Here is a 21,937-nt window from a genome sequence, read left to right as displayed (position 1 = left end):
ACGGGATGGGGGGTGTCGGCACTGCAGCATGACCGGGCGTGAAGACAATGTTAATCTCGATCTGCGCCGCCTTATGCGGCGCTTTTTTTTCTCCGCTCTTTCGATCGACAGAGGATCCCATGCCGACCGAACCCGCTACTGCCCTGATCAGCAACGATATCGTTGGACTGGGCCTGATTGCCGCCACCCTGGCCCTGATCTTCTGGGCCGCCAGTGGTCCAACCCCGCTGCTGAAGAAGATCTTCGCCTGGGTGCCGGCCCTGCTGCTGTGCTATTTCATCCCCGCCGTCTACAACACCGCCGGTGTCATCGATGGCCACAACACCTCGCTGTACAACCCGGTCGCGCGTGACGTGCTGCTGCCGGCCGCGCTGGTCCTGCTGACCCTGTCGATCGACCTGAAAGGCGTCATCAAGCTCGGCCCGAAACTTCTGATCGTGTTCTGTGCCGGTACCGCCGGCATCATGCTCGGCGCCATCGTTTCGTTCCAGCTGATGAAGCTGATCCATCCGGAAACCGTGGCCGGTGATACCTGGGCCGGCATGGCGGCGCTGGCCGGCAGCTGGATCGGTGGCGGCGCCAACATGGTCGCCATGCGCGAGGTGTTCGGCACCGATGCCACCACCTTCGGCCAGTTCGCGGTGGTTGACGTGGCCTGTGCCAGCCTGTGGATGGCGATCCTGCTGTTCCTGGCCAACCGCGCACAGCAGATCGACACCCGCAATGGTGCCGACACCCGTGCCATCGACGAGATGAAGGCGCGCATCAGTGCCTACGAGGCGCAGAACGCGCGCATTCCCAGCATGACCGACCTGATGGTGATCGTTGGCGTGGCACTGGGCGGCGTCGGCCTGGCCCATGCCATCGCCGCGCCGCTGGCGGGCTGGTTCAAGGCCAATGTCAGCTGGGCCAGCCAGTTCAGCCTGGACAGCCAGTTCGTCTGGGTGATCCTGCTGTCCACGGCGATGGGCCTGGGCCTGAGCTTCACCCGTGCCCGCCGGCTGGAAGCGGCCGGTGCGTCGCGGCTGGGCACGGTGTTCCTGTACTTCCTGATCGCCTGCATCGGCATGCAGATGAACCTGCTGTCGCTGCTGGATCGGCCGTGGCTGTTCCTGCTCGGCGCGATCTGGATGGCCACGCACGTGCTGGTGCTGTGGGTGGTGGCCAAGCTGCTGCGCGCGCCGCTGTTCTTCTTCGCCATTGGTTCGCAGGGCAACATCGGCGCAGCCGCTTCGGCCCCTGTGGTGGCGGCGGCGTTCCATCCGACGCTGGCGCCGGTGGGCGTGCTGCTGGGTACGGTGGGGTATGCCACCGGCACGGGCCTGGCCTACGTCACCGGCCTGATCCTGAAGTGGATGGCCACCGGCTGAGTTCGGACCGCCCTGGCGTCATGCTTCCGTAGATCCACGCCACGCGTGGATGCATTTCATGGGTCTCCATGAACAAGGAAGGGGTCAGATCTGTTTCCCGGAGGAAACGGATCTGACCCCGGATTCAACTCGATATCTACCAGGTTTCATCGACGCATGGCGTGGATCTACTCAACGTCACGCGAGAGCTGTTGAACCGGACCCTCAACAGCAGCGTCCCCCGTTGCGTCCGCCGTAGCGCGCTTCCTGGCGTTCGCGGAAGAACGTCTTGTAGTCCATCGGCTCCTGGTCCGGATGCTTCTCCAGCATATGCCGGACGTAGTTGTCGTAATCAGGAATGCCACAGCACAGTCGTGCGGTCTGCACCAGGCGCCGCCAGATGCGGCGGTGCGCCTGGTACTGGCCGGCGGGAACCAGTTGGGTACTCATCACAGATCCACCATTTCGTGCGGCTTCAGCGCCACGTACGGGGTCTCGCGGTCAGTGCGCTGCGGGTTGCGGCGGGCCGCCAGGATGGTCTTGATCGAATACACCAGCACCGCGCCCACCACCAGCAGGAACAGCGCGGTCAGGCCGGTGTTGACGTAGGCGTTGACCACGATCTGCTTCATCTGCGCCACCGACTTGGCCGGTGCAGTGATGGTATCGCTGGCGAGCGCGGCCTGGAACTTGTGTGCCTGTGCCAGGAAGCCCTGTGCCGGATTGCTGTCGAAGATCTTGATGAAGCCGGCGTAGGTGGTGCAGATCAGCAGCCATATGGCCGGAACCGCGGTGACCCATGCATAGCGGTCACGCTTCATCTTGAACAGCACCACCGTGCCCAGCATCAATGCGATGCCGGCCAGCATCTGGTTCGAGATGCCGAACAGCGGCCACAGCGTCTGGATGCCGCCGAACGGATCGACCACGCCGGTGTAGAGCAGGTAGCCCCACAGCGCCACGCAGCCGGCGGTACCGATGATGTTGGCGGTCCACGATTCGGTCTTCTTCAGGGCCGGCACGAAGTTGCCCAGCAGGTCCTGCAGCATGAAGCGGCCCGCACGGGTACCGGCGTCCACCGCGGTGAGGATGAACAGCGCTTCGAACAGGATCGCGAAGTGGTACCAGAACGCCATCATCGCGTCGCTGCCACTGGGAATCGCTTCGTGCAGGATCTGCGCGATGCCTACCGCAAGTGTTGGCGCGCCACCTGCACGATGCAGGATGGTGGGTTCACCAATGGCCGCCGCGGTCGCGGTCAGCTGCTCGGGGGTGATGGTGAAGCCCCAGGTGTTGGTGATGTAGTGCGCGGCCGAGGCCGCATCGGCACCGATCACCGCCGCCGGGCTGTTCATCGCGAAGTAGATGCCCGGATCGATGATCGAGGCCGCCACCAGCGCCATCACCGCCACGAACGATTCCATCAGCATGCCGCCGTAGCCGATGTAACGCATGTGCGCTTCATTGGCGAGCAGCTTCGGCGTGGTGCCGGAGGAAATCAGTGCATGGAAACCGGAGACCGCGCCACAGGCGATGGTGATGAACAGGAACGGGAACATGCCGCCCTTCCACACCGGGCCGTCGCCGCTGGCGGCGAACTGGGTCAGTGCCGGCATCTTCAGTTCCGGCATCACCACCAGGATGCCGATGGCCAGCGCGATGATGGTGCCGATCTTGAGGAAGGTCGACAGGTAATCGCGTGGTGCCAGCAGCAGCCACACCGGCAGCACCGAGGCGACGAAGCCGTAGCCGATCAGCATCCAGGTGATCTGGGTGCCGGTGAAGGTGAACGCCGGGCCCCAGACCGGGTCGGCGGCGACCTTGCCGCCGTACCAGATCGCGGCCAGCAGCAGGATCAGGCCAACCACCGAGATCTCGCCGATCTTGCCGGGGCGGATGTAGCGCATGTACACGCCCATCAGGATCGCGATGGGCATCGTCGCGATCACCGTGAACATGCCCCACGGGCTTTCGGCCAGCGCCTTGACCACCACCATCGCCAGCACTGCCAGGATGATGATCATGATCAGGAACGCACCGAACAGGGCAATGGTGCCGGGCACCTGGCCCATCTCCTCGCGGACCAGGTCACCCAGCGAGCGGCCATTGCGGCGGCTGGACAGGAACAGCACCATGAAGTCCTGCACCGCGCCGGCCAGTACCACGCCCACCACCAGCCACAGCAGGCCGGGCAGGTAGCCCATCTGCGCGGCCAGGACCGGGCCGACCAGCGGGCCGGCGCCGGCAATGGCGGCGAAGTGGTGGCCGAACAGCACGTGCTTGTTGGTCGGCACGTAGTCCAGGCCATCGTTGTTGATCACCGCCGGGGTGGCCCGGGTCGGATCCAGCTGCATCACCTTGTTGGCGATGAACAGGCTGTAGAAGCGATAGGCGACGAGGTACAGCGACACCGCCGCGACGACGATCCACAGGGCATTGATGTGTTCGCCGCGGCGCAGCGCCACGGTGCCCAGACAGAACGCGCCGAGCAGAGCGAGTACCGCCCAGCCCAGTTTGGAAAACCCTTTCATGAGGTGCTCTCTCCCGGAAAGACAGACAAAGAGTCCTGCTTGCCCACGACAGGGTCAATCGGCACAGGACGAATCGGCGGTAGTACTTTGGTCGTACGGCGGCTGCGCTGACGTGCAGCGAACATCAGGGATGGAACAATCGGTTGCGGAGCCATCCATTGGCCTACGGCCGTGTGGCGTCCATCTTCAGTGGCACCCATCCAACAGGAGTCGCCATGAGCTTTCCCGAACCGGTCCGCGTACTGCGCACCATCCGTGGCATGCCCACCTCCGACGGTGCCGGCGTGCGCCTGACCCGGGTCATCGGCGGCCCGACGCTGCCCGACCTGGATCCGTTCCTGCTGCTTGATGAGTTCGGTACCGACCGTGCCGAAGACTACATCGCCGGCTTCCCGGAACACCCGCACCGTGGTTTCGAGACCGTCACCTACATGCTCGACGGACGCATGCGGCATCGCGACAACCACGGCAACGAAGGCCTGCTGACCCCGGGCAGCGTGCAGTGGATGACCGCTGGCCGTGGCCTGGTGCATTCGGAGATGCCCGAGCAGGAAAGCGGGCAGATGCGCGGGTTCCAGCTGTGGGTGAACCTGCCGGCGAAGGAGAAGATGACCGAGCCGAAGTACCAGGAATTCGCACCCGAGCGCATTCCCGTGGTGCACCCGGAGCCGGGCGTGGAGGTGAAGGTGATTGCCGGCAGCGTGGACGGCACCGATGGCCCGATCGTGCAGCCGGCCACCGATCCGCTCTACCTCGACATCACGCTGGCGCCCGACCGGGCCTGGACCTATGCGCTGCCGGAGGGGCACAACGCGTTCGCCTACGTGTTCGAAGGTGCGATGACCGTGGGTGAGCAGGACGCCGCGCGCGACGTTGCACGCCAGGAACTGGCGGTGCTGGGCGGTGGCGAGCAGTTGCACCTCTCGGCCGGCAGCGAAGGTGCGCGGTTGATCCTGGTGGCCGGCCGTCCGCTGCGCGAACCGGTGATGCGCCACGGGCCGTTCGTGATGAACACGCGGCAGGAACTGATGCAGGCCTTCGTCGATTTCCAGGAAGGCAAGTTCTGAGAGAGTGCCGGCCGCTGGCCGGCAGCAGCCTCGGACAAAGGCGGATCGGGGTGCCGGCCAGCGGCCGGCACTACCGTCGGATCGGCTCGCATTGCGGGGATGCTGCCAGGCAGTCATCCCCGTCACCTTCAGCGCCCCGCGGCCACGGCCGACGGGGTCAGGCTCATGCCCTGCGCCAGCTGCTGCAGCGAGCCCAGTTCCTGCGCGCTGTCCGGATACAGCGAAATCTGCGCGTAACGCCCTTTGTCGAGCTTGACCACACTGATGCGACGCTCGGCATAGCCGGGCGGCTGCTGGCCACCCAGATCGGGCTGGTACCAGTACAGCGATTCACCGCCGAAGCTGCCCTTTTCCTGGCGCAGCGAGCGGTTCAATGGAAGGTTGGGATCGCGCGCACTGAGCATCAGGCTCAGTACCTCGCGGCCATCGCCGGTGCTGGCGCGGCAGACCAGGAAATCGGCCTGTGCCTGCTGTTGCCACTGCAGGCCGCTGCTGGCCGGCAATGAAGGACATTCGGTGGGAGCCTGTGCAGCGGCGGCCTGGGCCACCGCGAACAGCAGGCTCGACAACACTACAGGCGCGAACTTCATGCATCCCCCAAGGTGGTGTGTCGTTGGCTCCGCCGGATGGACCGGCAGCCTTGGCATCCCATCCCCGGATGCCGCCCCGGCCGGCATGTGCACGGACGGTCAACTTAACCTTAACGGAACGTGAGCGATCGCACAAATCGCGGTTACACGCGTAACCATTGCGGCCGGTGGTCGGCCGCAATGGTCCGCACAGGCCTCAGCGGTCGTTGCCGATCCACTTGTAGATGATGCCGCCGATCGCGCCGCCCAGCAGCGGGGCGACCCAGAACAGCCACAGCTGGCTGACCGCGCCGCTGCCGGCGAAGAAGGCCACCGCCGTGGAACGGGCCGGGTTCACCGAGGTGTTGGTGACCGGGATGCTGATCAGGTGGATCAGGGTCAGCGACAGGCCGATCGCCAGCGGGGCGAACCCGGCCGGTGCCTTGCCGTGGGTGGCGCCCATGATCACGATCAGGAACACGGCGGTCAGCACGACTTCGCACAGGAAGGCCGCGGCCACGCTGTAGCCGCCGGGGGACAGCGCGCCGTAGCCGTTGCTGGCGAATGCACCGGCCTGGCTGCCATCAATGGCGAAGCCGCTGGCGCCCGATGCGATCTGCAGCAGGATGAAGCCGGCCAGCAGGCCGCCGGCGACCTGGGCGATGATGTACGGGATCAGGTCCTTGGTCGGGAAACGACCGCCGGCCCACAGGCCGACACTGACCGCCGGATTGAAGTGCGCGCCGGAGATATGGCCGAACGCATAGGCGCCGGTCACCACGGTCAGGCCAAAGGCCAGCGCAACGCCGAGGAAACCGATACCCAGCGGATTGCCGTCACCGCCGAACTTGGCGGCCAGCACGGCACTGCCACAGCCACCCAGAACCAGCCAGAACGTGCCGAGGAACTCGGCGGACAAGCGTTTACCCATGCTCATGTGTTGCACTCCTTTGACGGTCGAAAGTGTGATTTATGTCACATTTCAGCGATCAGCGGGTGACTGTAGTGTCAACGCGGGGTGCAGGGATACACCTTCGGATGTGTGCAACACGCGATGTCAGTACTGCGGCAGCGGGATGAATTCCTTGTCGTCGCCCGGAATGGTGCCGAAGCGGCCGGCCTCCCAGTCGTGCTTGGCCTGTTCGATACGTTCCTTCGAGCTGGACACGAAGTTCCACCACAGGTGACGCGGGCCATCCAGCGGCTCGCCACCGAACAACATCGCCTTCACCGGCGTCTTCGCGCGCAGGCGGCCACGCGCACCAGCCTCGGGGATCACCAGGTGCTGGGCAGGGATGTCCACGCCATCCAGCTGCGCGTCGCCTTCGAGGATGTACAGCGCGCGCTCGCGGTGGCCGTTGTCGATATCGATTTCCGCATCCGGGTCGAGGTCGATCGCCACGTTGAGCGTATCGGCGAACACCTTCACCGGCGATTCTTCGCCGTAGGCGCGGCCGGCAATGACGCGCAGCCATGCGCCATTGCGGCGCTGCTCGGGCAGGGTGGCGGCGGCATGGTGGTAGAACGCCGGCTCGATTTCCTCATGCGATTTCGGCAGCGCCACCCAGGTCTGCATGCCGTGGATCGGGTTGTCATGGTCGCGGTCCGGCTGCGGCGTGCGCTCGGAATGGGCGATGCCGCGGCCGGCGGTCATCCAGTTGACGTCACCGGGGCGGATCACCTGATCCGAACCCAGCGTGTCGCGGTGGCCGATCGCGCCCGACCACAGATAGGTGACGGTGGCCAGGCCGATATGCGGATGCGGGCGCACGTCGATGGCGGTGCCGGGGTGCATGAGTGCCGGGCCCATCTGATCGACGAACACGAACGAGCCGATGCTGCGCGCCTGCAGGGTGGGGACGGCGCGACGGACTTCGAGTCCGCCGATGTCGTGCACGCGCGGGGCGATGATGGTGGTCATGCGGGCGTTCTCGCTGGCAGGGATCAGGTGATCAGCATCGCATGCGGCTGTGACGGGGACATGCCCCGTATGGGTAACAGGTTGTTCCGTAGAGTGGAGCTTGCTCGACTGGGGTTCCAGCCAACGGCGCAGCCCCTCGTGGCTGTGGGTTGGTCGCTGAAGGCAGAAGCAAGATCAAAAGCTGCGCTTGGCCGGGCGGGTGGGTGGCGCAGGGGACGCTGCAAGTACGTCCATGTAAGCTCGATCGCCGCATCCATGCGGCTCACGCCCCTGCGCCACCCACCCGCCCGGCCTCTGACAGTTTCCGTGTGCGTCCAGCCACGGAGAAGAAAAAAGAAAATCAAAGTCAAAATCAAACGCCGGTCGCTTCGCTCCTGGTGGCAACCAAGGTAGCCACCCACCAGTTCGCAGTAGCCATCAACCAGATTCGCGGTTCACCGACCGTCACCGGGAAACTGTCAGGGGTGGGGCGGTGTCGGGTTGCGGGGTGTCCGCGGCATGGATGCCGCGGCCAAGCCCCCAAGGTGAAGTGACCCCCGGGAGTTGGACTCTAGATCCAACCCCGAGGGATACATGAACAAATACGACGCGCGTTTCAAACTGCAGGTCGCCAAAGAGGCCTGCAAGACCTCCACATCGGTCAAAGCCATTGCCCGTCGCCACGGCCTGGAGTTCTCCACGCTCAGGCGCTGGGTGGCGACCTATCGGCTGCATGGGAGGCGGGGATTTCATCGCCAGGCCCGGTCCTATGACCTCCCGTTCAAACTGGCTGTCCTGGAGAAAATGAGCCAGGACGGCCTGTCCGGGCGGGAGGCCACCACCTACTTTCAAATTGGCGATGCCGGCGCGGTGGGACGATGGCGGCGCCTGTATGCTCAAGGCGGTGCCCAAGCGTTGGCACCCCCTCCGCCGCCGCCCCGAAAGCCGATGAAAAAGACCCGTTCGTCCAAGCCACCTGAGGATATGAGCCGCGATGAGCTGCTCAAGGAAGTCGCCTATCTGCGTGCGGAGACCGACTACCTAAAAAAACTCGATGCCTTGATCCGGGAAGAGCAGGCGGCGCAGGACGCAAAGCGCAAGCCGTCCAAGGATTGAGGCAGGTTCATACGCTGTCGCTTCTGCTCGAAGCAGCTGAGCTGTCACGCAGTACGTTCTATTACCAGAACCATGTCCTGGCCCATCCGGATCAGGATGAGGCAGCCCTGTGCGAGCGCATCCGTGCAATCTACGATCAAAGCCAAGGGCGCTATGGCTATCGCACGGTGACGCTGGAATTAGCCAATCAGGGCCATCGGACCAATCACAAGCGGGTTCAGCGCCTGATGGGGGAGATGGGACTGAAATCGCGGGTGCGTGTGAAGCGCTACCAGGCCTTCAAGGGGGCGGCCAATGTTGTGGTTGGCAATGACCTCAATCGCCAGTTCCATGCCGAGCGGCCCAACCAGAAGTGGGTGACTGACGTGACCGAGTTCAAGGTGCAGGGTATGAAGCTGTACCTGTCGCCGATCATGGACCTCTACAACGGCGAAATCGTGGCTTATCAGATCAAGCGTCGGCCCGTATTTGATCTGGTGGGCCAAATGCTGGAGGAGGCCATCAAGAAGCTCTCCCCGGATGAGCGCCCGATGATCCACTCCGACCAGGGCTGGCAGTACCAGCATGAAAACTACCGGCACATGCTGGAAAAGCACTCGTTGAAGCAAAGCATGTCCCGGCGCGGCAACTGCCTGGACAACGCGGCGATGGAGAGCTTCTTTGGAACGCTGAAGTCGGAGTTCTTCTACCTGAACAGCTTTGACAGCCTCGAGAGTCTGGAGGCTGGGCTGGTGGAATACATCCAGTACTACAACGAAGAACGCATCAAACTGAAACTGAAAGGTCTGAGCCCGATAAAGTACCGGGAGCAGGCCCAATCGGCCGCCTGACCCCGTCCAAGTCTCGGGGGTCACTTCAAGGACGGGTTTACGGCGTCCCCGCAACCCGACACCGCCTCGCCCAACAAACAGAAAAGCCAGAGCCGGCTGTTGCTCCGGCTCTGGCTCTGGCTCTGGCTTTTGCTTCGGCGGTTGCCTCTGCGGGTGCCGGGCCGCAGGCCCGGCCGATCAACTCACACCACCGGTTCGCGCAGGGCGGGGTTGTCCCAGCCCGGGCGCGGTGCGAAACGGTCACCATGGCGCTGCTGCAGTGCCTTCAACCGCTCGACGATCGCGTCGGCACCCACTGCGCGGATGTGCTGGATCGGACCACCGCGGAACGGTGCGAAGCCGGTGCCGAAGATCACGCCCGCATCCAGCAGGTCCGCATCGGCCACCACGCCTTCGTGCAGGCAGGCCACCGCTTCGTTCAACAGCGGCAGAATCAGGCGGTCCTCCAGATCGGCCGGGGCCTGGTAATCGCTGGCCACGTCCGGCTTCTTTGGCTTGCCGTTTTCCCAGGTGTAGATGCCCTGGCCATCCTTCTTGCCACGCTTGTCCGGTTCCACCGTCTGCAGCGCGGCCGGAATCTGCAGGCCCAGGAACGGTGCCAGTTCGCGGCCGACACCGGCGGCTACGTCCAGGCCCACGGTATCGATCAGTTCGATCGGGCCCATCGGCATGCCGAACTTCACCGCCGCCCTGTCGATCACCGGGCCCGGGATGCCTTCGGCGTAGGCAGTGGCGGCTTCCAGCATGTACGGGAACAGCACGCGGTTGACCAGGAAGCCCGGGCTGCCGGCCACCGGCACCGGGAACTTGCCCAGTGCCTTGCAGAACGCGGCCAAGCGACGTTCGGTCTCAGGCGCCATGCCGTCGTGATGGATGATTTCCACCAGCGGCATCTGCGCGACCGGGTTGAAGTAGTGCAGGCCAGCGAACTGTGCCGGGCGCTGGATGTGGTCGCGCAGCTCCACCAGCGGAATCGACGAGGTGTTGGTGGTCAGCAGCGCATCCAGCTTCATCTTCGGTTCCAGCGTCTGGTACAGCGCGCGCTTGGCTTCCGGGTTCTCGATGATCGCCTCGATCACCAGGTCGGCCTCGGCCACGCCGCTGCCTTCCAGGTCGGCACGCAGGCGCGCGGCCACCGCGGGACGCTTGCTCTCGTCGCGTACCTTCTTGGCGAACAGCGCCTGCGCGCGCTCCATGGCCGGGTCGATGAAGCGCTGCTCGCGGTCCTGCAGGGTCACCTCGAAGCCCTTGTAGGCGGCCCACGCGGCGATGTCGCCGCCCATCACGCCGGCGCCGACCACGTGCACGTGGCGGATGCCGGAATCACCACCGCCGAGGCCCTTCAGGCGCTCGGTCAGGAAGAAGATGCGGATCAGGTTACGCGCGGTCGGCGTGCTGGCCAGCTTCACCACGGCACGCCGCTCGGCATCCAGGCGTGCCTGGATCGGCTTGCCGCCGCTGCGCTGCCAGGTGCTGATCAGCGCGTAGGGCGCCGGGTACTGGTCCTTCTTGGCCTTGCGTGCGACCTGCTTGACCATCTGCGGTGCCAGCAGGGTGCGTGTCAGCCAGGTGTTGGTGGCCCAGGCCGTCGCGCGCTGCTTGAACGGGCGGGTGGTGCCGGACAGCGCCAGCGCGACGGCGGTGTCGAGCACCACTGCCGGTGCCACCACCTTGTCGACCAGGCCGATGCCGCGCGCGGCCGAGGCCGACAGGGTGCGGCCGGTCAGCATCATGTCCATCGCCGCCGGTGCGCCGACCAGCTGCGGCAGGCGCGCGCTGCCACCCCAGCCCGGGAAGATGCCCAGCTGGGTCTCCGGCAGGCCGATGCGGGTGCTGCTGTCATTGGAGGCCACGCGGTAGCGGCAGGCCAGCGCCAGCTCGGTACCGCCGCCCAGGCAGTGGCCGTGGATGGCTGCCACGGTCGGGCAGGGCAGTTCAGCCAGCTTCTGGTAGGTGGCCTGGCCACGGCGGATGGCATCGTTCACGGTGCCGCGGCGGTCGAACTCCTGGAACTCCTTCAGGTCGGCACCGGCAATGAAGCCGGCCTTCTTCAGCGACTGGATCACCACGCCCTTGGGCGGGTCCAGTGCAATGCGCTCGAGCAGGTCGCCCAGTTCCAGCAGCACGTCCTGCGACATGGCGTTGACGCTGCTGTCCTGACGATCCAGGGAGAGAACCACCACGCCGTCGTCGCGGATCTCGGGGTGCCAGTGGCTGAAGCGGAGACCATCGAAGCCTGAGAGCATGGACGTTCCATCCGGTTGTGTATGGAGAAGCGGCTATGATCCAGAGGTTGTTTCCCCCGCGTCAAATCCCAATAGCAGGGGAGTGGCGACCCCGGATCCATGGCCGTGGACCGGGACGCTAACGGAACGGTGGTTAAAAGCTGGTGCGGCGCCAGGTGATCGGCGACTGAACTTTTCCCGGGATTGGCAGTCTCATTGCCCGACGTCGGTTGGGCTGACAGGAGTGCGGCCCCTCATGGCCGATGTTGATACACCTCAGGAGCTGGATCTGGAACTGGTCCGGCGCGTGCAGCACGGCGAGAGCGCCGCGTTCGATGTCCTGGTGCGCAAGTACCAGCATCGCGTGGTGGCCCTGGTCGGTCGCTACATCGCCGACTGGAGCGAATGTCAGGACGTCGCCCAGGACACTTTCATCCGCGCGTACCGCGCGATCGGGAGTTTCCGTGGCGACGCCCAGTTCTCAACCTGGTTGCATCGAATCGCCGTGAATACCGCCAAAAACTACCTGGCTTCACACAATCGACGGCCGCCGACCGATGACATCGACATCGGTGACGCCGAACAGTTCGACAGCGGGACGCGCCTGCGCGACACCGATACGCCCGAACGCGAGTTGATGCGCCAGGAACTGGAACAGACGGTGATGAAGGCCGTCAATGCGCTGCCGGAAGAACTCCGGTTGGCGATCACCCTGCGCGAGGTGGAAGGCCTGAGTTACGAAGATATCGCGCAGAAAATGGGGTGCCCGATCGGCACCGTGCGTTCACGGATCTTCCGGGCGCGCGAGGCGATCGACACCGAACTCCGGCCGCTGTTGGACATCGGCAGCGCCACCCGTGAGAAGAGCCGCGTATGACCAGTAATCCGTTCAACGAATCGCAGAACCACCAATCGCCCGCCGGGCAGCGCCTGGACCAGCGCCATCGCGAACAGCTGTCGGCCCTGGTCGATGGCGAGCTGGGCGCCGACGAAGCGCGCTTCCTGCTGCGCCGGATGGAGCACGACCCCGAGCTGGCCGGCTGCCAGGAACGCTGGCAGCTGCTGGGTGACGTGATGCGCGGGCAGGCCTCGGCGCTGGCGCCGGCCGGCTTCAGCGCGGCCGTGGCCGCCGCCATCGCTGCCGAACCGGCGCCGCAGGCGGAGCCGCGCCGCGAGGTGCGCCGCAGCGGTTGGCGGGCCTGGGGCGGTGGCGCCGCACTGGCCGCCTCGGTGGCGGCGGTGGCGCTGTTCATGGGCGGCGAGAAGCTGAAAGAGGCCACCCCGGGCGAGCCGCTGGCACCGCAGGTGATCGCCAGCCAGGCCGAACTTGCGCCCGCACCGGCGCCGACGACGCCGGCTCCGGTAACCGAAGCCTCGGTGGATACCGCCGCAATGGCCGTGGCCGGTGTACCGGCAGTGGCCATGGCCGCAGCCAGCCGACGCCAGGACACCCGTCGCGCCAGCGCTACCCGCAGCCAGCAGGCCGCGCGTGCCGCCCAGCGCGAGGACATGCCGCAACGCGCTGTGGCCGCCGCACAGGCGCCGCTGACCCCGACCGTGCCGGCCAATGCCAGCCGCAACATGCCGTTCGGTGAGGTTGGTGGCCTGCAGGCGCGACCGTGGCCGCGCTCCAGCCTGGCGCCCGCTGCCGGTGGCGCGCTCAATGCGAGCTTCCCGGCCCACGCCGGGGGCGCCGCGTTCTACCCGTTCGAGCCGCGCCTGCAGGACGACCTGCCGGTGCCGCCGCGCCCGCGCGACTGAGCCGGGCGCTTTCACGCCCCGCCGTCGGCGGGGCCCGTATTCCTCTTTCCATCCGATCCGGAGGTTGCCGTCCGATGACTCCCCGACTCCGCACGCAGGCCATGGGCCTGCTGGCCCTGACCCTGCCGTTGGTGGCCTGCGCGCAGGCCCCGGCTCCGGCCGCCCAGACCCAAGCCGCGCCGGCCGCCGCGCCGCGGGCCCCGGCCCAGCCGCTGGTCACGGGCCTGCCTGACTTCACCAATCTGGTCGAACAGGTCGGGCCTGGCGTGGTCAACGTCGACACCACCATCGTCCGCAACAACCGCCAGGCCTCGCGGGGCCCGATGGGGGGCGACGATGACATGCCGGAGTTCTTCCGCCGCTTCTTCGGCCCGGATTTCCCGATGCCGGGGCAGGGCCCGGGCGGTCCGGACGGTGGCCCCAGTATCAAGGGCCGCGGCATGGGCTCGGGCTTCATCATCTCGCCCGATGGCTATGTGCTGACCAACTACCACGTGGTGGCCGATGCCAGCGAGGTGAAGGTCAAGCTGGGTGACCGCCGTGAGTTCACCGCGAAAGTGGTGGGCAGCGACCAGCAGTACGACGTGGCACTGCTGAAAATCGACGGCAAGAACCTGCCGACCGTGCGCGTTGGCGACTCCAACTCCCTCAAGCCGGGTCAGTGGGTGGTCGCGATCGGTTCGCCGTTCGGCCTCGACCACTCGGTCACTGCCGGCGTGGTCAGCGCCCTCGGCCGCAGCACAGGTGGCCCGGACCAGCGCTACGTGCCCTTCATCCAGACCGACGTGGCGATCAACCAGGGCAACTCCGGTGGCCCGCTGCTGAACACCCGTGGCGAAGTGGTCGGCATCAACTCGCAGATCTTCTCCGCCTCGGGCGGCTACATGGGCATCAGCTTCGCGATCCCCATCGACCTGGCGATGAGCGCGGTCGAGCAGATCAAGAAGACCGGCAAGGTCACCCGTGGCCAGCTCGGCGCGGTGGTGCAGGAAATCGACGGGCTGAAGGCGCAGGCGATGGGCCTGCCGGACAGCCGCGGCGCCCTGGTCAACCAGATCGTACCGGACTCGGCTGCAGCCCGGGCCGGGGTGAAGATCGGCGATGTGATCCGTTCGGTGAACGGCGCGCCGGTCAACAGCTGGTCCGACCTGCCGCCGCTGATCGGCGCGATGGCACCGGGCAGCCGGGTCACCCTGGGCGTGATCCGTGATGGCAAGCCGCGCGACCTCAGCGCCACCCTGACCGCACTGACCGAAGACGGGCAGGCCGGTTCGCGTGGCCCGGCCACCGGCGACAGCGATGCGGCTCCGCAGGCCGGCGCCAATGCCCTGCTGGGGTTGGACGTCAGTGACCTGACCGCACCGCAGCGCAAGCAGCTGGGCCTGGAATCGGGCGAAGGCGTGCGCATCACCGGGGTCAAGGGCCAGGGCGCGCGTGATGCGGGCCTGTCTCCGGGCATGGTGATCCTGCAGGTGGCCAGCACCCAGGTCGGCAGCGTGGACGCGCTGAACCGTGCGCTTTCCAGCTACAAGAAGGGCGACGTGGTGATGCTGCTGGTGCGCACCGGCAGCGGCAACAGCGCGTTCGTCGCGGTCAAGGCTGGCCAGTAAGGCCTGCCGGGGCCGCTTCGGCGGCCCCTGCTTTTCCCCGAAGCCCCGCCCTGGCGGGGCTTCGGCCATTCCGGTCCCGGTCCGATGAGGCCGTTTTCGCGGGCGGGCGCCGGGCATGCGATAATCGACCGTTACCCTGACGACGCCGCGCGCCGCCGCCACCTATGTCTTCTGATTCGATGCGGAACATCCGCAACTTCTCCATCATCGCCCATGTCGACCACGGCAAGTCCACGCTGGCCGACCGCATCATCCAGCTCTGTGGTGGCCTGCAGGCCCGCGAGATGGAAGCGCAGGTGCTCGACTCCAACCCGATCGAGCGCGAGCGTGGCATCACGATCAAGGCGCAGTCGGTGTCGCTGCCGTACCTGGCCAAGGACGGGCAGACCTACCATCTGAACTTCATCGACACCCCCGGCCACGTCGACTTCTCCTATGAAGTCAGCCGCTCGCTGGCCGCCTGCGAAGGCGCGCTGCTGGTGGTCGATGCGGCCCAGGGCGTGGAAGCGCAGTCGGTGGCCAACTGCTACACCGCCGTGGAGCAGGGCCTGGAAGTGGTGCCGGTGATCAACAAGATCGACCTGCCCACCGCCGACATCGAGCGTGCCAAGGCCGAGATCGAGGCCGTGATCGGCATCGACGCCTCCGACGCCGTGCCGGTCAGTGCCAAGACCGGCCTGAACGTGCAGGACGTGCTGGAAGCGATCGTGCATCGCATCCCGCCGCCGAAGCCGCGCGACACCGACAAGCTGCAGGCGCTGATCATCGACTCCTGGTTCGACAACTACCTGGGTGTGGTCTCGCTGGTGCGCGTGATGCAGGGCGAGATCAAGGCAGGTGACAAGCTGCAGGTGATGTCCACCGGCCGCAACCACCAGGTCGACAACGTCGGCGTGTTCACCCCGAAGCGCAAGGTGCTGCCGGCGCTGCGTGCAGGTGAAGTGGGTTGGGTCACCGCCAGCATCAAGGACGTGCACGGTGCGCCGGTTGGCGACACCCTGACCCTGGCCGGCGACCCGGCACCGAAGCCGCTGCCGGGCTTCCAGGAAATGCAGCCGCGCGTGTTCGCCGGCCTGTTCCCGGTCGATGCCGAGGACTACCCGGACCTGCGCGAAGCGCTGGACAAGCTGCGCCTGAACGATGCCGCGCTGCGTTTCGAGCCGGAAAGCTCCGAGGCGATGGGCTTCGGCTTCCGCTGCGGCTTCCTCGGCATGCTGCACATGGAAATCGTGCAGGAGCGCCTGGAGCGCGAATACAACCTGGACCTGATCAGCACCGCGCCGACGGTGGTGTATGAAGTCCTGAAGACCGATGGCTCGATCATCAACATGGACAACCCGGCCAAGCTGCCGCCGGTGAACCAGGTCGAGGAGATCCGCGAGCCGATCATCCGTGCCAACGTGCTCACCCCCGAGGAGTACATCGGCAACATCATCAAGCTGTGCGAAGAGAAGCGCGGCAGCCAGATCGGCATCAACTACCTGGGCAGCCAGGTGCAGATCAGCTACGAGCTGCCGATGGCCGAGGTGGTGCTGGACTTCTTCGACAAGCTGAAGTCGGTCAGCCGGGGCTATGCCTCGCTGGACTACCACTTCGTGCGCTTCGACGCAGGCCCGTTCGTGCGCGTGGACGTACTGATCAACGGTGACAAGGTCGATGCACTGTCGCTGATCGTGCACCGCAGCCATGCCGACCGTCGCGGCCGCGAGCTGTGCGAAAAGATGAAGGACCTGATCCCGCGCCAGATGTTCGACGTGGCCATCCAGGCCGCCGTCGGCTCGCAGATCATCGCCCGTACCACGGTCAAGGCCATGCGCAAGAACGTGCTGGCCAAGTGCTATGGTGGCGACGTTTCGCGCAAGAAGAAGCTTCTGGAAAAGCAGAAGGAAGGCAAGAAGCGCATGAAGCAGGTCGGCCGCGTGGAGATCCCGCAGGAAGCGTTCCTGGCCGTGCTGCAGATGGACAACAAGTAAGCCCGCACCGGCCCTGCGGGGCCGGTCGTCTGGTGACGTTGCAAAGGACCCTGAATGAAACTGTTTGAGATCCTCCTGGTCGTGCTGACCCTGGCCTCGGGCCTGATCCTGCTCGCGGACAAGCTGTACCTCGCCAAGCGTCGCGCCCAGCGCGCGGGCCTGCTCGATTCCGAGCCGGTGCTGGTGGACTACTCGCGTGCGTTCTTCCCGGTGCTGGCGGTCGTGCTGATCGTGCGCAGCTTCATTGCCGAGCCGTACAAGATCCCGTCCAGCTCGATGATGCCGAACCTGCTGATCGGCGATTTCATCCTGGTCAACAAGTTCTCCTACGGCCTGCGCCTGCCGATCAGCAACACCAAGTTCGTGCCGGTGGGTGAGCCCTCGCGTGGTGACGTGGTGGTGTTCCACTTCCCCGGCCATGGCGAGAACGATCCGGCCAAGGGCGAGAACTTCATCAAGCGCGTGATCGGCGTGCCGGGTGACACCGTGGTCTTCGAAGGCGATGGCGTGATCCTCAACGGCGAGCCGCTGAAGTACGACAACAAGGGCATCTACGCCGGCCACAAGGGCCAGGGCGAGGGCGCCAACCTGCTGGTCGAGCACCTGCCGGGCCGCACCCACACGGTGCTGGAGACCGACTATCCGCGTGGCCAGGGCCAGTGGACCGTGCCGGCCGGCAAGTACCTGGTGATGGGCGACAACCGCGACAACAGCGACGATGGCCGTTTCTGGGGCCTGCTGCCGGAAGAGAACCTGCGTGGCAAGGCGTTCCTGATCTGGCTGAACTGCCAGGGCTGGTTCTGCAAGGATGGCTTCGAGCCGTCGCGGATCGGCTCGAGCATCAACTGAGCGGGCACCAACTGAGTATTTTCACATCCAACGCGTATCTGGGGAGAACGCAATGAAGACGATGAACACGCAGCGTGGCATGACCCTGACCTCGTTCCTGACGGTCCTGATCGTGGTTGGCTTCTTCCTCTACATCGGCATGAAGCTGTTCCCGATGTACCAGGAGTACTACGCGGTGCGCTCGGCGATGAAGAGCCTGGCCAACGAGCCGGGCGTGGGCAGCATGGAGCCGGCGCGCATCCAGGACCTGTTCTTCAAGCGCCTGTACATCAACTATTCGGACAACGTGAAGCCGGCCAACGTGAAGTTCGACCGTCGCGACAATGGCTGGACCCTCAAGGTCAACTACGAAGTGCGCCGTCAGCTGATCGGCAACCTCGATGTGGTTGGTAAATTCGATTCTTCCCAGGACCTGACACGAAGCGGTGCCCAGTAAATTCATCCAACGTGGCGACCTGATCGGTCATGCCTTCAGTGACCCGGCCCTGCTCAAGCAGGCGTTGACGCATCGCAGTGCCGGTGCGCCGCACAACGAGCGCCTGGAGTTCCTCGGCGACAGCATCGTCAACATGATGGCGGCCGAGGCGTTGTACCGACGCTGGCCCAAGGCTGACGAAGGCGCGATGACCCGTGCCCGTGCCGAGCTGGTGCGTGAAGGCGCGCTGGCGGTGATCGGGCGCACCCTGGAACTGGGCGAGCGGCTGACCCTGGGCCCCGGCGAAATGAAGTCCGGTGGTCATCGCCGCGACTCGATCCTGGCCGACGCGGTGGAAGCCGTGGTGGCCGCGATCTACCTGGATGCCGGCTTCGAGGCCTGCCGGGCGGTGGTACTGCCCTGGTTCAGCGCTTCGATCGAGGCACTGCCGGCTTCCGGTCGGCCCGAGAAGGACCCCAAGACCCGCCTGCAGGAATGGCTGCAGGCCCGACAGAAGGCGTTGCCGCAGTATGAACTGGTGTCAGAATCCGGTGACGACCACGCCAAGCACTTCCGGGTACGCTGCAACGTAGCCGACCCGGCCGCCAGCACCGAGGGCGAAGGCGCCTCGCGGCGGCTTGCCGAACAACAGGCGGCTGCGGCCGTCCTAGAACAACTGGATTCCAAGTGAGCGAACAAACTTCCCATCATTGCGGCAGCGTGGCCGTCATCGGCCGCCCGAACGTGGGCAAATCGACCCTGACCAATGCCCTGGTCGGCGCCAAGGTCAGCATCGTTTCCAACCGCCCGCAGACCACGCGCCATCGCCTGCTGGGCATCGCCACCTATCCGGAAGGCCAGCTGGTGCTGGTCGACACCCCCGGCCTGCACAAGGTGCAGAAGCGGGCGATGAACCGGGTGATGAACCGCGCCGCGCGTGGCTCGCTGGAAGGCGTCGATGCCGGCCTGCTGGTGATCGAAGCCGGTCGCTGGGACGAGGAAGACAGCCTGGCCTTCAATGTTCTGCGCGACGCCGGTATCCCGGTGGTGCTGGTGGTCAACAAGATCGACCGGCTGAAGGACAAGGGCGCGCTGCTGCCGTTCCTGCAGGAAGTCACGGCCGGCCGCGATTTCTCGTCGGTGCATCCGATCTCGGCGCAGAAGCGCAACGGCCTGGAAGCACTGGTACGCGACGTACTGGCGCTGCTGCCGGAAGCGCCGCCGATGTTCGGCGAAGACGAGATCACCGACCGCAGCCAGCGCTTCCTGGCCGGCGAACTGGTGCGTGAACAGCTGATGCGCCAGCTCGGCGAAGAGCTGCCGTATGCCACCACCGTGGAAATCGAGCGCTTCACCGAAGATGGCAACCTGCTGCGCATCGGCGCGGTGATCTGGGTCGAGCGCGAGGGCCAGAAGGCGATCGTGATCGGCAAGGGGGGTACCCGCCTGAAGGAGATCGGGGCCAAGTCCCGCCTGCAGATGGAGCGCCTGTTCGGCGCCAAGGTGTTCCTGGAGACCTGGGTGCGCGTGCGTGAAGGCTGGTCCGACGACGAGGCCGCACTGAAGGCCTTCGGTTACGAGTAAGCCGTTGCAGTCGCTTCGATGATGATCGAGGACGACACCGGCTTCGTGCTGCATGCACGGGCCTATCGCGAGACCAGCCTGCTGGTCGAAGTGCTGAGCGCGCAGCATGGCCGGATCGGCCTGCTCGCGCGTGGCGTATCCACCGCCAAGGGACAGGTGCTGCGCGCGGCCCTGCAGCCGCTGCAGTGGATCCGCTTCAGTGCCCAGCAGCGGGGCGAATTGGCCCAGCTGCGGGGTGCCGAGGCACTGGATGCTGCCCCGCGCCTGGTCGGCCAGGCGATGCTGGCCGGCTTCTATCTGAGTGAATTGACCCTGCGCTTGGCCCCGCGCCAGGACCCGCTGCCGGAGTTGTACCTGGCCTACGGCGAGGCACGCGCGCGGCTGGCCGTGGGCGCCGGCCTGGCCTGGACCCTGCGCCGGTTTGAGCGCGAGCTGCTGTCTGCGCTGGGCCTGGGTTTCGATCTGGACAGCGCCAGCGACGGCCAGCCGATCGACCCGGCCGCGCGCTACGAACTGGACCCACAGGAAGGCGCGCAGCGCCTGCTCAGCGAGCGCGGTGGGGAACGCCGGGCGGCCGCGACGGGTTCTGCGCTGCTGGCGCTGGCCGCCGATGAAGAGCCCGATGCCGCCGACCTGGCCAGCCTGCGCCTGCCGATGCGGCGGGTGCTGGCCCATCACCTGGGGCCGCGCGGCCTGAAGTCCTGGGAAATGCTCGAGGAGCTTGCACCCAGGCGTTGAGGGGTGTTCGGCAGGGCTTGCAGCCCTGCACCTGCCGAGGAAGGCACGAGCAACAGCAACAGCAACAGCGTGCATTCCGTGGGATGGCAGGGTGGGTCCGGTTGCGGGAGACGCCGTAAACCCGTCCATGGGGGCTTGGCCGCGGCATCCATGCCGCGGACACTCCCGCAACCGGACCCACCCCGCCTTGGACAGTTTCTCGCGAGCTGTCGGAATGGCACTCTGCTCTGGTGGGTGTCGACCTTGGTCGACACAGTAGAGCCACGCCATGCGTGGATGCGTTTCGATTTCAATTCGAAATATTTGATTCCGATTGAGATTCATCCACGCATGGCGTGGATCTACTGGCCACCGGCCAACTGTCGAAGGCGGGGCACTGTGGGTTTGCGGGGTGTGAGCCGCATGGGCCCGAGGCATGCCTCGGGCGGGTTGGGCAGGACGCCCAACCCCGGTCTTGCCGTGTGCGCAGGACAGCGCACACGAGCAAGCGGCGACCAAGGCTACATGGACGTACTTGCGCCGTCCCCGCAAACCCACAGTGCCCCGCCATCCCACGGAATGCTGCTCTGGCCTTTGACGTTTGACGTTGCCCTGGCTTGAAGGCTTCGGCAGGTGCAGGGCGCAGCCCTGCCGAACAACCCTCAATGCAGCAGGGCAGCCACCGCGTCGCGGAACCCCGCCTGGGCCTGCCCGGACTCCGGCGCATGATGCAACTGGCGCACCGCCCGGCCCAACCGCGCCGCGCCCACGAAGCCACAGCTCGCCTGCAGCCGATGCAACTGGCTGCGCAGCTGGCGCTCGTCATGCTGGTCCACCGCCTGCTCGACCGCATCGCGTACGCCCGGCAGCTCGGCCAGGAACAGCTCGCGCAGCGCGATCAGGTGGTTGCGCTGGCCATTGAGCGCGGCCAGTGCCGCAGTCTCGTCCCAGTCCTGTACCTGCAGCTCGACCGCGGCCGGCGCCTGGGCCATGACGATCCCGGCCGGACTGTTGACCAGGGCGCGGCGCACCGCCTTCAGCAGCTGGTCGCGGCCCAGCGGCTTGACCAGCGTGTCGCTGAAACCGGCCTCGCGCAGGCGCGCATGGATCGAGGTATCACCGTCGGCGGTATGCGCCAACGCCGGGGTGTCGGGATGTGAACGTCGCAGTTCGCGCAGCAGCTGCGCGCCGTTGCCGTCAGGCAGGTTGACGTCGATCAGCCACAGGTCATGCGCGCCGGGCTCGGCGCTGGCCAGGGCACTGGCCAATGAGTCTGCGGTGTCCACGTCCGCCGGTAACGTTTCCAACGCCGCCTTGAAAAAACCGCGGCTGATGATGTCGTCCTCGACAAGCAGGAAGCGGGGCCGGCTGGCCCGCGGGGTCATCTGCATCAGGGCTGCCTCCATGTCAGCTGTTGCAATCATCAAGCACAGCGGCGGCG

General features: G+C 66.0%; 19 protein-coding genes. 12 read left to right on the top strand and 7 right to left on the bottom strand.

From position 1 onward, the window contains the following. The first annotated feature begins 119 nt into the window (after positions 1-119). A complete protein-coding gene (locus ACZLHH_RS17360; RefSeq protein ID WP_049421249.1) occupies positions 120-1,370 on the top strand; it encodes a DUF819 family protein in 1,251 nt (416 codons plus the stop codon). Between the two features lie 204 nt (positions 1,371-1,574). Here the strand turns inward: ACZLHH_RS17360 and ACZLHH_RS17355 are convergent, their stop codons facing one another. Next, the gene (locus ACZLHH_RS17355) at positions 1,575-1,799 is read right to left on the bottom strand and encodes a YbdD/YjiX family protein (RefSeq protein WP_005410613.1); all 225 of its coding nucleotides are present in this window, start codon (positions 1,797-1,799) and stop codon (positions 1,575-1,577) included. Next, on the bottom strand, positions 1,799-3,880 hold the full coding sequence (locus ACZLHH_RS17350; RefSeq protein WP_032129857.1) for a carbon starvation CstA family protein: 2,082 nt from the start codon (positions 3,878-3,880) through the stop codon (positions 1,799-1,801). Before ACZLHH_RS17350 ends, ACZLHH_RS17355 begins: the two co-directional genes overlap by 1 nt. 215 nt (positions 3,881-4,095) lie before the next feature. On the opposite strand from ACZLHH_RS17350, the gene ACZLHH_RS17345 reads away from it, so the two are divergent. After that, a complete protein-coding gene (locus ACZLHH_RS17345) occupies positions 4,096-4,947 on the top strand; it encodes a pirin family protein (RefSeq protein WP_032129856.1) in 852 nt (283 codons plus the stop codon). Positions 4,948-5,075: 128 nt separating this feature from the next. On the opposite strand, the gene ACZLHH_RS17340 is transcribed toward ACZLHH_RS17345, so the two are convergent. The 3 genes from ACZLHH_RS17340 to ACZLHH_RS17330 form a co-directional block, all read right to left on the bottom strand. Beyond that, entirely contained in the window at positions 5,076-5,537 is a 462-nt protein-coding gene (locus ACZLHH_RS17340) for a hypothetical protein (protein WP_071229554.1), read from the bottom strand. Between the two features lie 196 nt (positions 5,538-5,733). Next, positions 5,734-6,453 (bottom strand): aquaporin Z, encoded by a 720-nt coding sequence (gene aqpZ / locus ACZLHH_RS17335; RefSeq protein WP_032129854.1) that lies wholly within the window; start codon positions 6,451-6,453, stop codon positions 5,734-5,736. Positions 6,454-6,573: 120 nt separating this feature from the next. Then, positions 6,574-7,437, bottom strand: a complete 864-nt coding sequence (locus ACZLHH_RS17330; protein WP_032129853.1) for a pirin family protein — start codon at positions 7,435-7,437, stop codon at positions 6,574-6,576. Between the two features lie 573 nt (positions 7,438-8,010). Between ACZLHH_RS17330 and ACZLHH_RS17325 the strand changes: the two genes are divergently transcribed. Continuing rightward, a protein-coding gene (locus tag ACZLHH_RS17325) for an IS3-like element ISStma2 family transposase (protein ID WP_440977490.1) occupies positions 8,011-9,362 on the top strand; the annotation gives its coding sequence in 2 pieces (ribosomal slippage) (positions 8,011-8,458 and positions 8,458-9,362; 1,353 coding nt in all). Between the two features lie 182 nt (positions 9,363-9,544). Here the strand turns inward: ACZLHH_RS17325 and ACZLHH_RS17320 are convergent. Continuing rightward, positions 9,545-11,608 (bottom strand): 3-hydroxyacyl-CoA dehydrogenase NAD-binding domain-containing protein, encoded by a 2,064-nt coding sequence (locus ACZLHH_RS17320; RefSeq protein ID WP_180844927.1) that lies wholly within the window; start codon positions 11,606-11,608, stop codon positions 9,545-9,547. Between the two features lie 235 nt (positions 11,609-11,843). On the opposite strand from ACZLHH_RS17320, the gene rpoE reads away from it, so the two are divergent. The 9 genes from rpoE (at position 11,844) to recO (ending at position 20,517) form a co-directional block, all read left to right on the top strand. After that, entirely contained in the window at positions 11,844-12,464 is a 621-nt protein-coding gene (gene rpoE / locus ACZLHH_RS17315) for an RNA polymerase sigma factor RpoE (protein WP_010482816.1), read from the top strand. Further along, positions 12,461-13,348, top strand: coding sequence for a sigma-E factor negative regulatory protein (locus ACZLHH_RS17310; protein WP_049421254.1), 888 nt, complete (start codon positions 12,461-12,463; stop codon positions 13,346-13,348). The genes rpoE and ACZLHH_RS17310 overlap by 4 nt, the downstream gene beginning before the upstream one ends. A 74-nt stretch (positions 13,349-13,422) precedes the next feature. After that, on the top strand, positions 13,423-14,958 hold the full coding sequence (locus ACZLHH_RS17305) for a DegQ family serine endoprotease (RefSeq protein ID WP_032129850.1): 1,536 nt from the start codon (positions 13,423-13,425) through the stop codon (positions 14,956-14,958). 179 nt (positions 14,959-15,137) lie between these two features. Beyond that, positions 15,138-16,931 (top strand): translation elongation factor 4, encoded by a 1,794-nt coding sequence (lepA, locus tag ACZLHH_RS17300; protein ID WP_032129849.1) that lies wholly within the window; start codon positions 15,138-15,140, stop codon positions 16,929-16,931. Positions 16,932-16,985: 54 nt separating this feature from the next. Further along, a complete protein-coding gene (lepB, locus tag ACZLHH_RS17295; protein ID WP_180844928.1) occupies positions 16,986-17,780 on the top strand; it encodes a signal peptidase I in 795 nt (264 codons plus the stop codon). Positions 17,781-17,832: 52 nt separating this feature from the next. Beyond that, positions 17,833-18,216 carry a DUF4845 domain-containing protein gene (locus tag ACZLHH_RS17290; RefSeq protein ID WP_010482821.1) on the top strand — a complete coding sequence of 128 codons (384 nt, stop codon included), beginning with the start codon at positions 17,833-17,835 and terminating at the stop codon, positions 18,214-18,216. After that, positions 18,206-18,886, top strand: coding sequence for a ribonuclease III (rnc, locus tag ACZLHH_RS17285; RefSeq protein ID WP_032129847.1), 681 nt, complete (start codon positions 18,206-18,208; stop codon positions 18,884-18,886). The genes ACZLHH_RS17290 and rnc overlap by 11 nt, the downstream gene beginning before the upstream one ends. Then, positions 18,883-19,779: a GTPase Era gene (gene era, locus ACZLHH_RS17280; RefSeq protein ID WP_010482823.1), complete on the top strand. Its 897-nt coding sequence runs from the start codon at positions 18,883-18,885 to the stop codon at positions 19,777-19,779. The genes rnc and era overlap by 4 nt, the downstream gene beginning before the upstream one ends. 18 nt (positions 19,780-19,797) lie before the next feature. Beyond that, positions 19,798-20,517: a DNA repair protein RecO gene (gene recO, locus ACZLHH_RS17275; protein WP_180844929.1), complete on the top strand. Its 720-nt coding sequence runs from the start codon at positions 19,798-19,800 to the stop codon at positions 20,515-20,517. A gap of 641 nt (positions 20,518-21,158) precedes the next feature. Here the strand turns inward: recO and ACZLHH_RS17270 are convergent. Then, positions 21,159-21,887: a response regulator gene (locus tag ACZLHH_RS17270; RefSeq protein WP_032129364.1), complete on the bottom strand. Its 729-nt coding sequence runs from the start codon at positions 21,885-21,887 to the stop codon at positions 21,159-21,161. Positions 21,888-21,937 lie beyond the last annotated feature (50 nt).

It is taken from the genome of Stenotrophomonas sp. 28608_Sma, from assembly GCF_056486185.1.
The sequence above is the reverse complement of the archived record's forward strand: the minus strand, read 5'-3'. Positions and strand labels throughout refer to the sequence as shown.

Coding starts and splice junctions, on each gene's coding strand:
- ACZLHH_RS17355 (WP_005410613.1), bottom strand. CDS start 1,799: ATGAGTACCCAACTGGTTCCCGCCGGCCAGTACCAGGCGCACCGCCGC.
- rpoE (WP_010482816.1), top strand. CDS start 11,844: ATGGCCGATGTTGATACACCTCAGGAGCTGGATCTGGAACTGGTCCGG.
- ACZLHH_RS17330 (WP_032129853.1), bottom strand. CDS start 7,437: ATGACCACCATCATCGCCCCGCGCGTGCACGACATCGGCGGACTCGAA.
- ACZLHH_RS17350 (WP_032129857.1), bottom strand. CDS start 3,880: ATGAAAGGGTTTTCCAAACTGGGCTGGGCGGTACTCGCTCTGCTCGGC.
- aqpZ (WP_032129854.1), bottom strand. CDS start 6,453: ATGAGCATGGGTAAACGCTTGTCCGCCGAGTTCCTCGGCACGTTCTGG.
- recO (WP_180844929.1), top strand. CDS start 19,798: ATGATGATCGAGGACGACACCGGCTTCGTGCTGCATGCACGGGCCTAT.
- ACZLHH_RS17340 (WP_071229554.1), bottom strand. CDS start 5,537: ATGAAGTTCGCGCCTGTAGTGTTGTCGAGCCTGCTGTTCGCGGTGGCC.
- ACZLHH_RS17345 (WP_032129856.1), top strand. CDS start 4,096: ATGAGCTTTCCCGAACCGGTCCGCGTACTGCGCACCATCCGTGGCATG.
- ACZLHH_RS17290 (WP_010482821.1), top strand. CDS start 17,833: ATGAAGACGATGAACACGCAGCGTGGCATGACCCTGACCTCGTTCCTG.
- ACZLHH_RS17320 (WP_180844927.1), bottom strand. CDS start 11,608: ATGCTCTCAGGCTTCGATGGTCTCCGCTTCAGCCACTGGCACCCCGAG.
- ACZLHH_RS17310 (WP_049421254.1), top strand. CDS start 12,461: ATGACCAGTAATCCGTTCAACGAATCGCAGAACCACCAATCGCCCGCC.
- ACZLHH_RS17270 (WP_032129364.1), bottom strand. CDS start 21,887: ATGCAGATGACCCCGCGGGCCAGCCGGCCCCGCTTCCTGCTTGTCGAG.
- ACZLHH_RS17305 (WP_032129850.1), top strand. CDS start 13,423: ATGACTCCCCGACTCCGCACGCAGGCCATGGGCCTGCTGGCCCTGACC.
- lepA (WP_032129849.1), top strand. CDS start 15,138: ATGCGGAACATCCGCAACTTCTCCATCATCGCCCATGTCGACCACGGC.
- ACZLHH_RS17360 (WP_049421249.1), top strand. CDS start 120: ATGCCGACCGAACCCGCTACTGCCCTGATCAGCAACGATATCGTTGGA.
- lepB (WP_180844928.1), top strand. CDS start 16,986: ATGAAACTGTTTGAGATCCTCCTGGTCGTGCTGACCCTGGCCTCGGGC.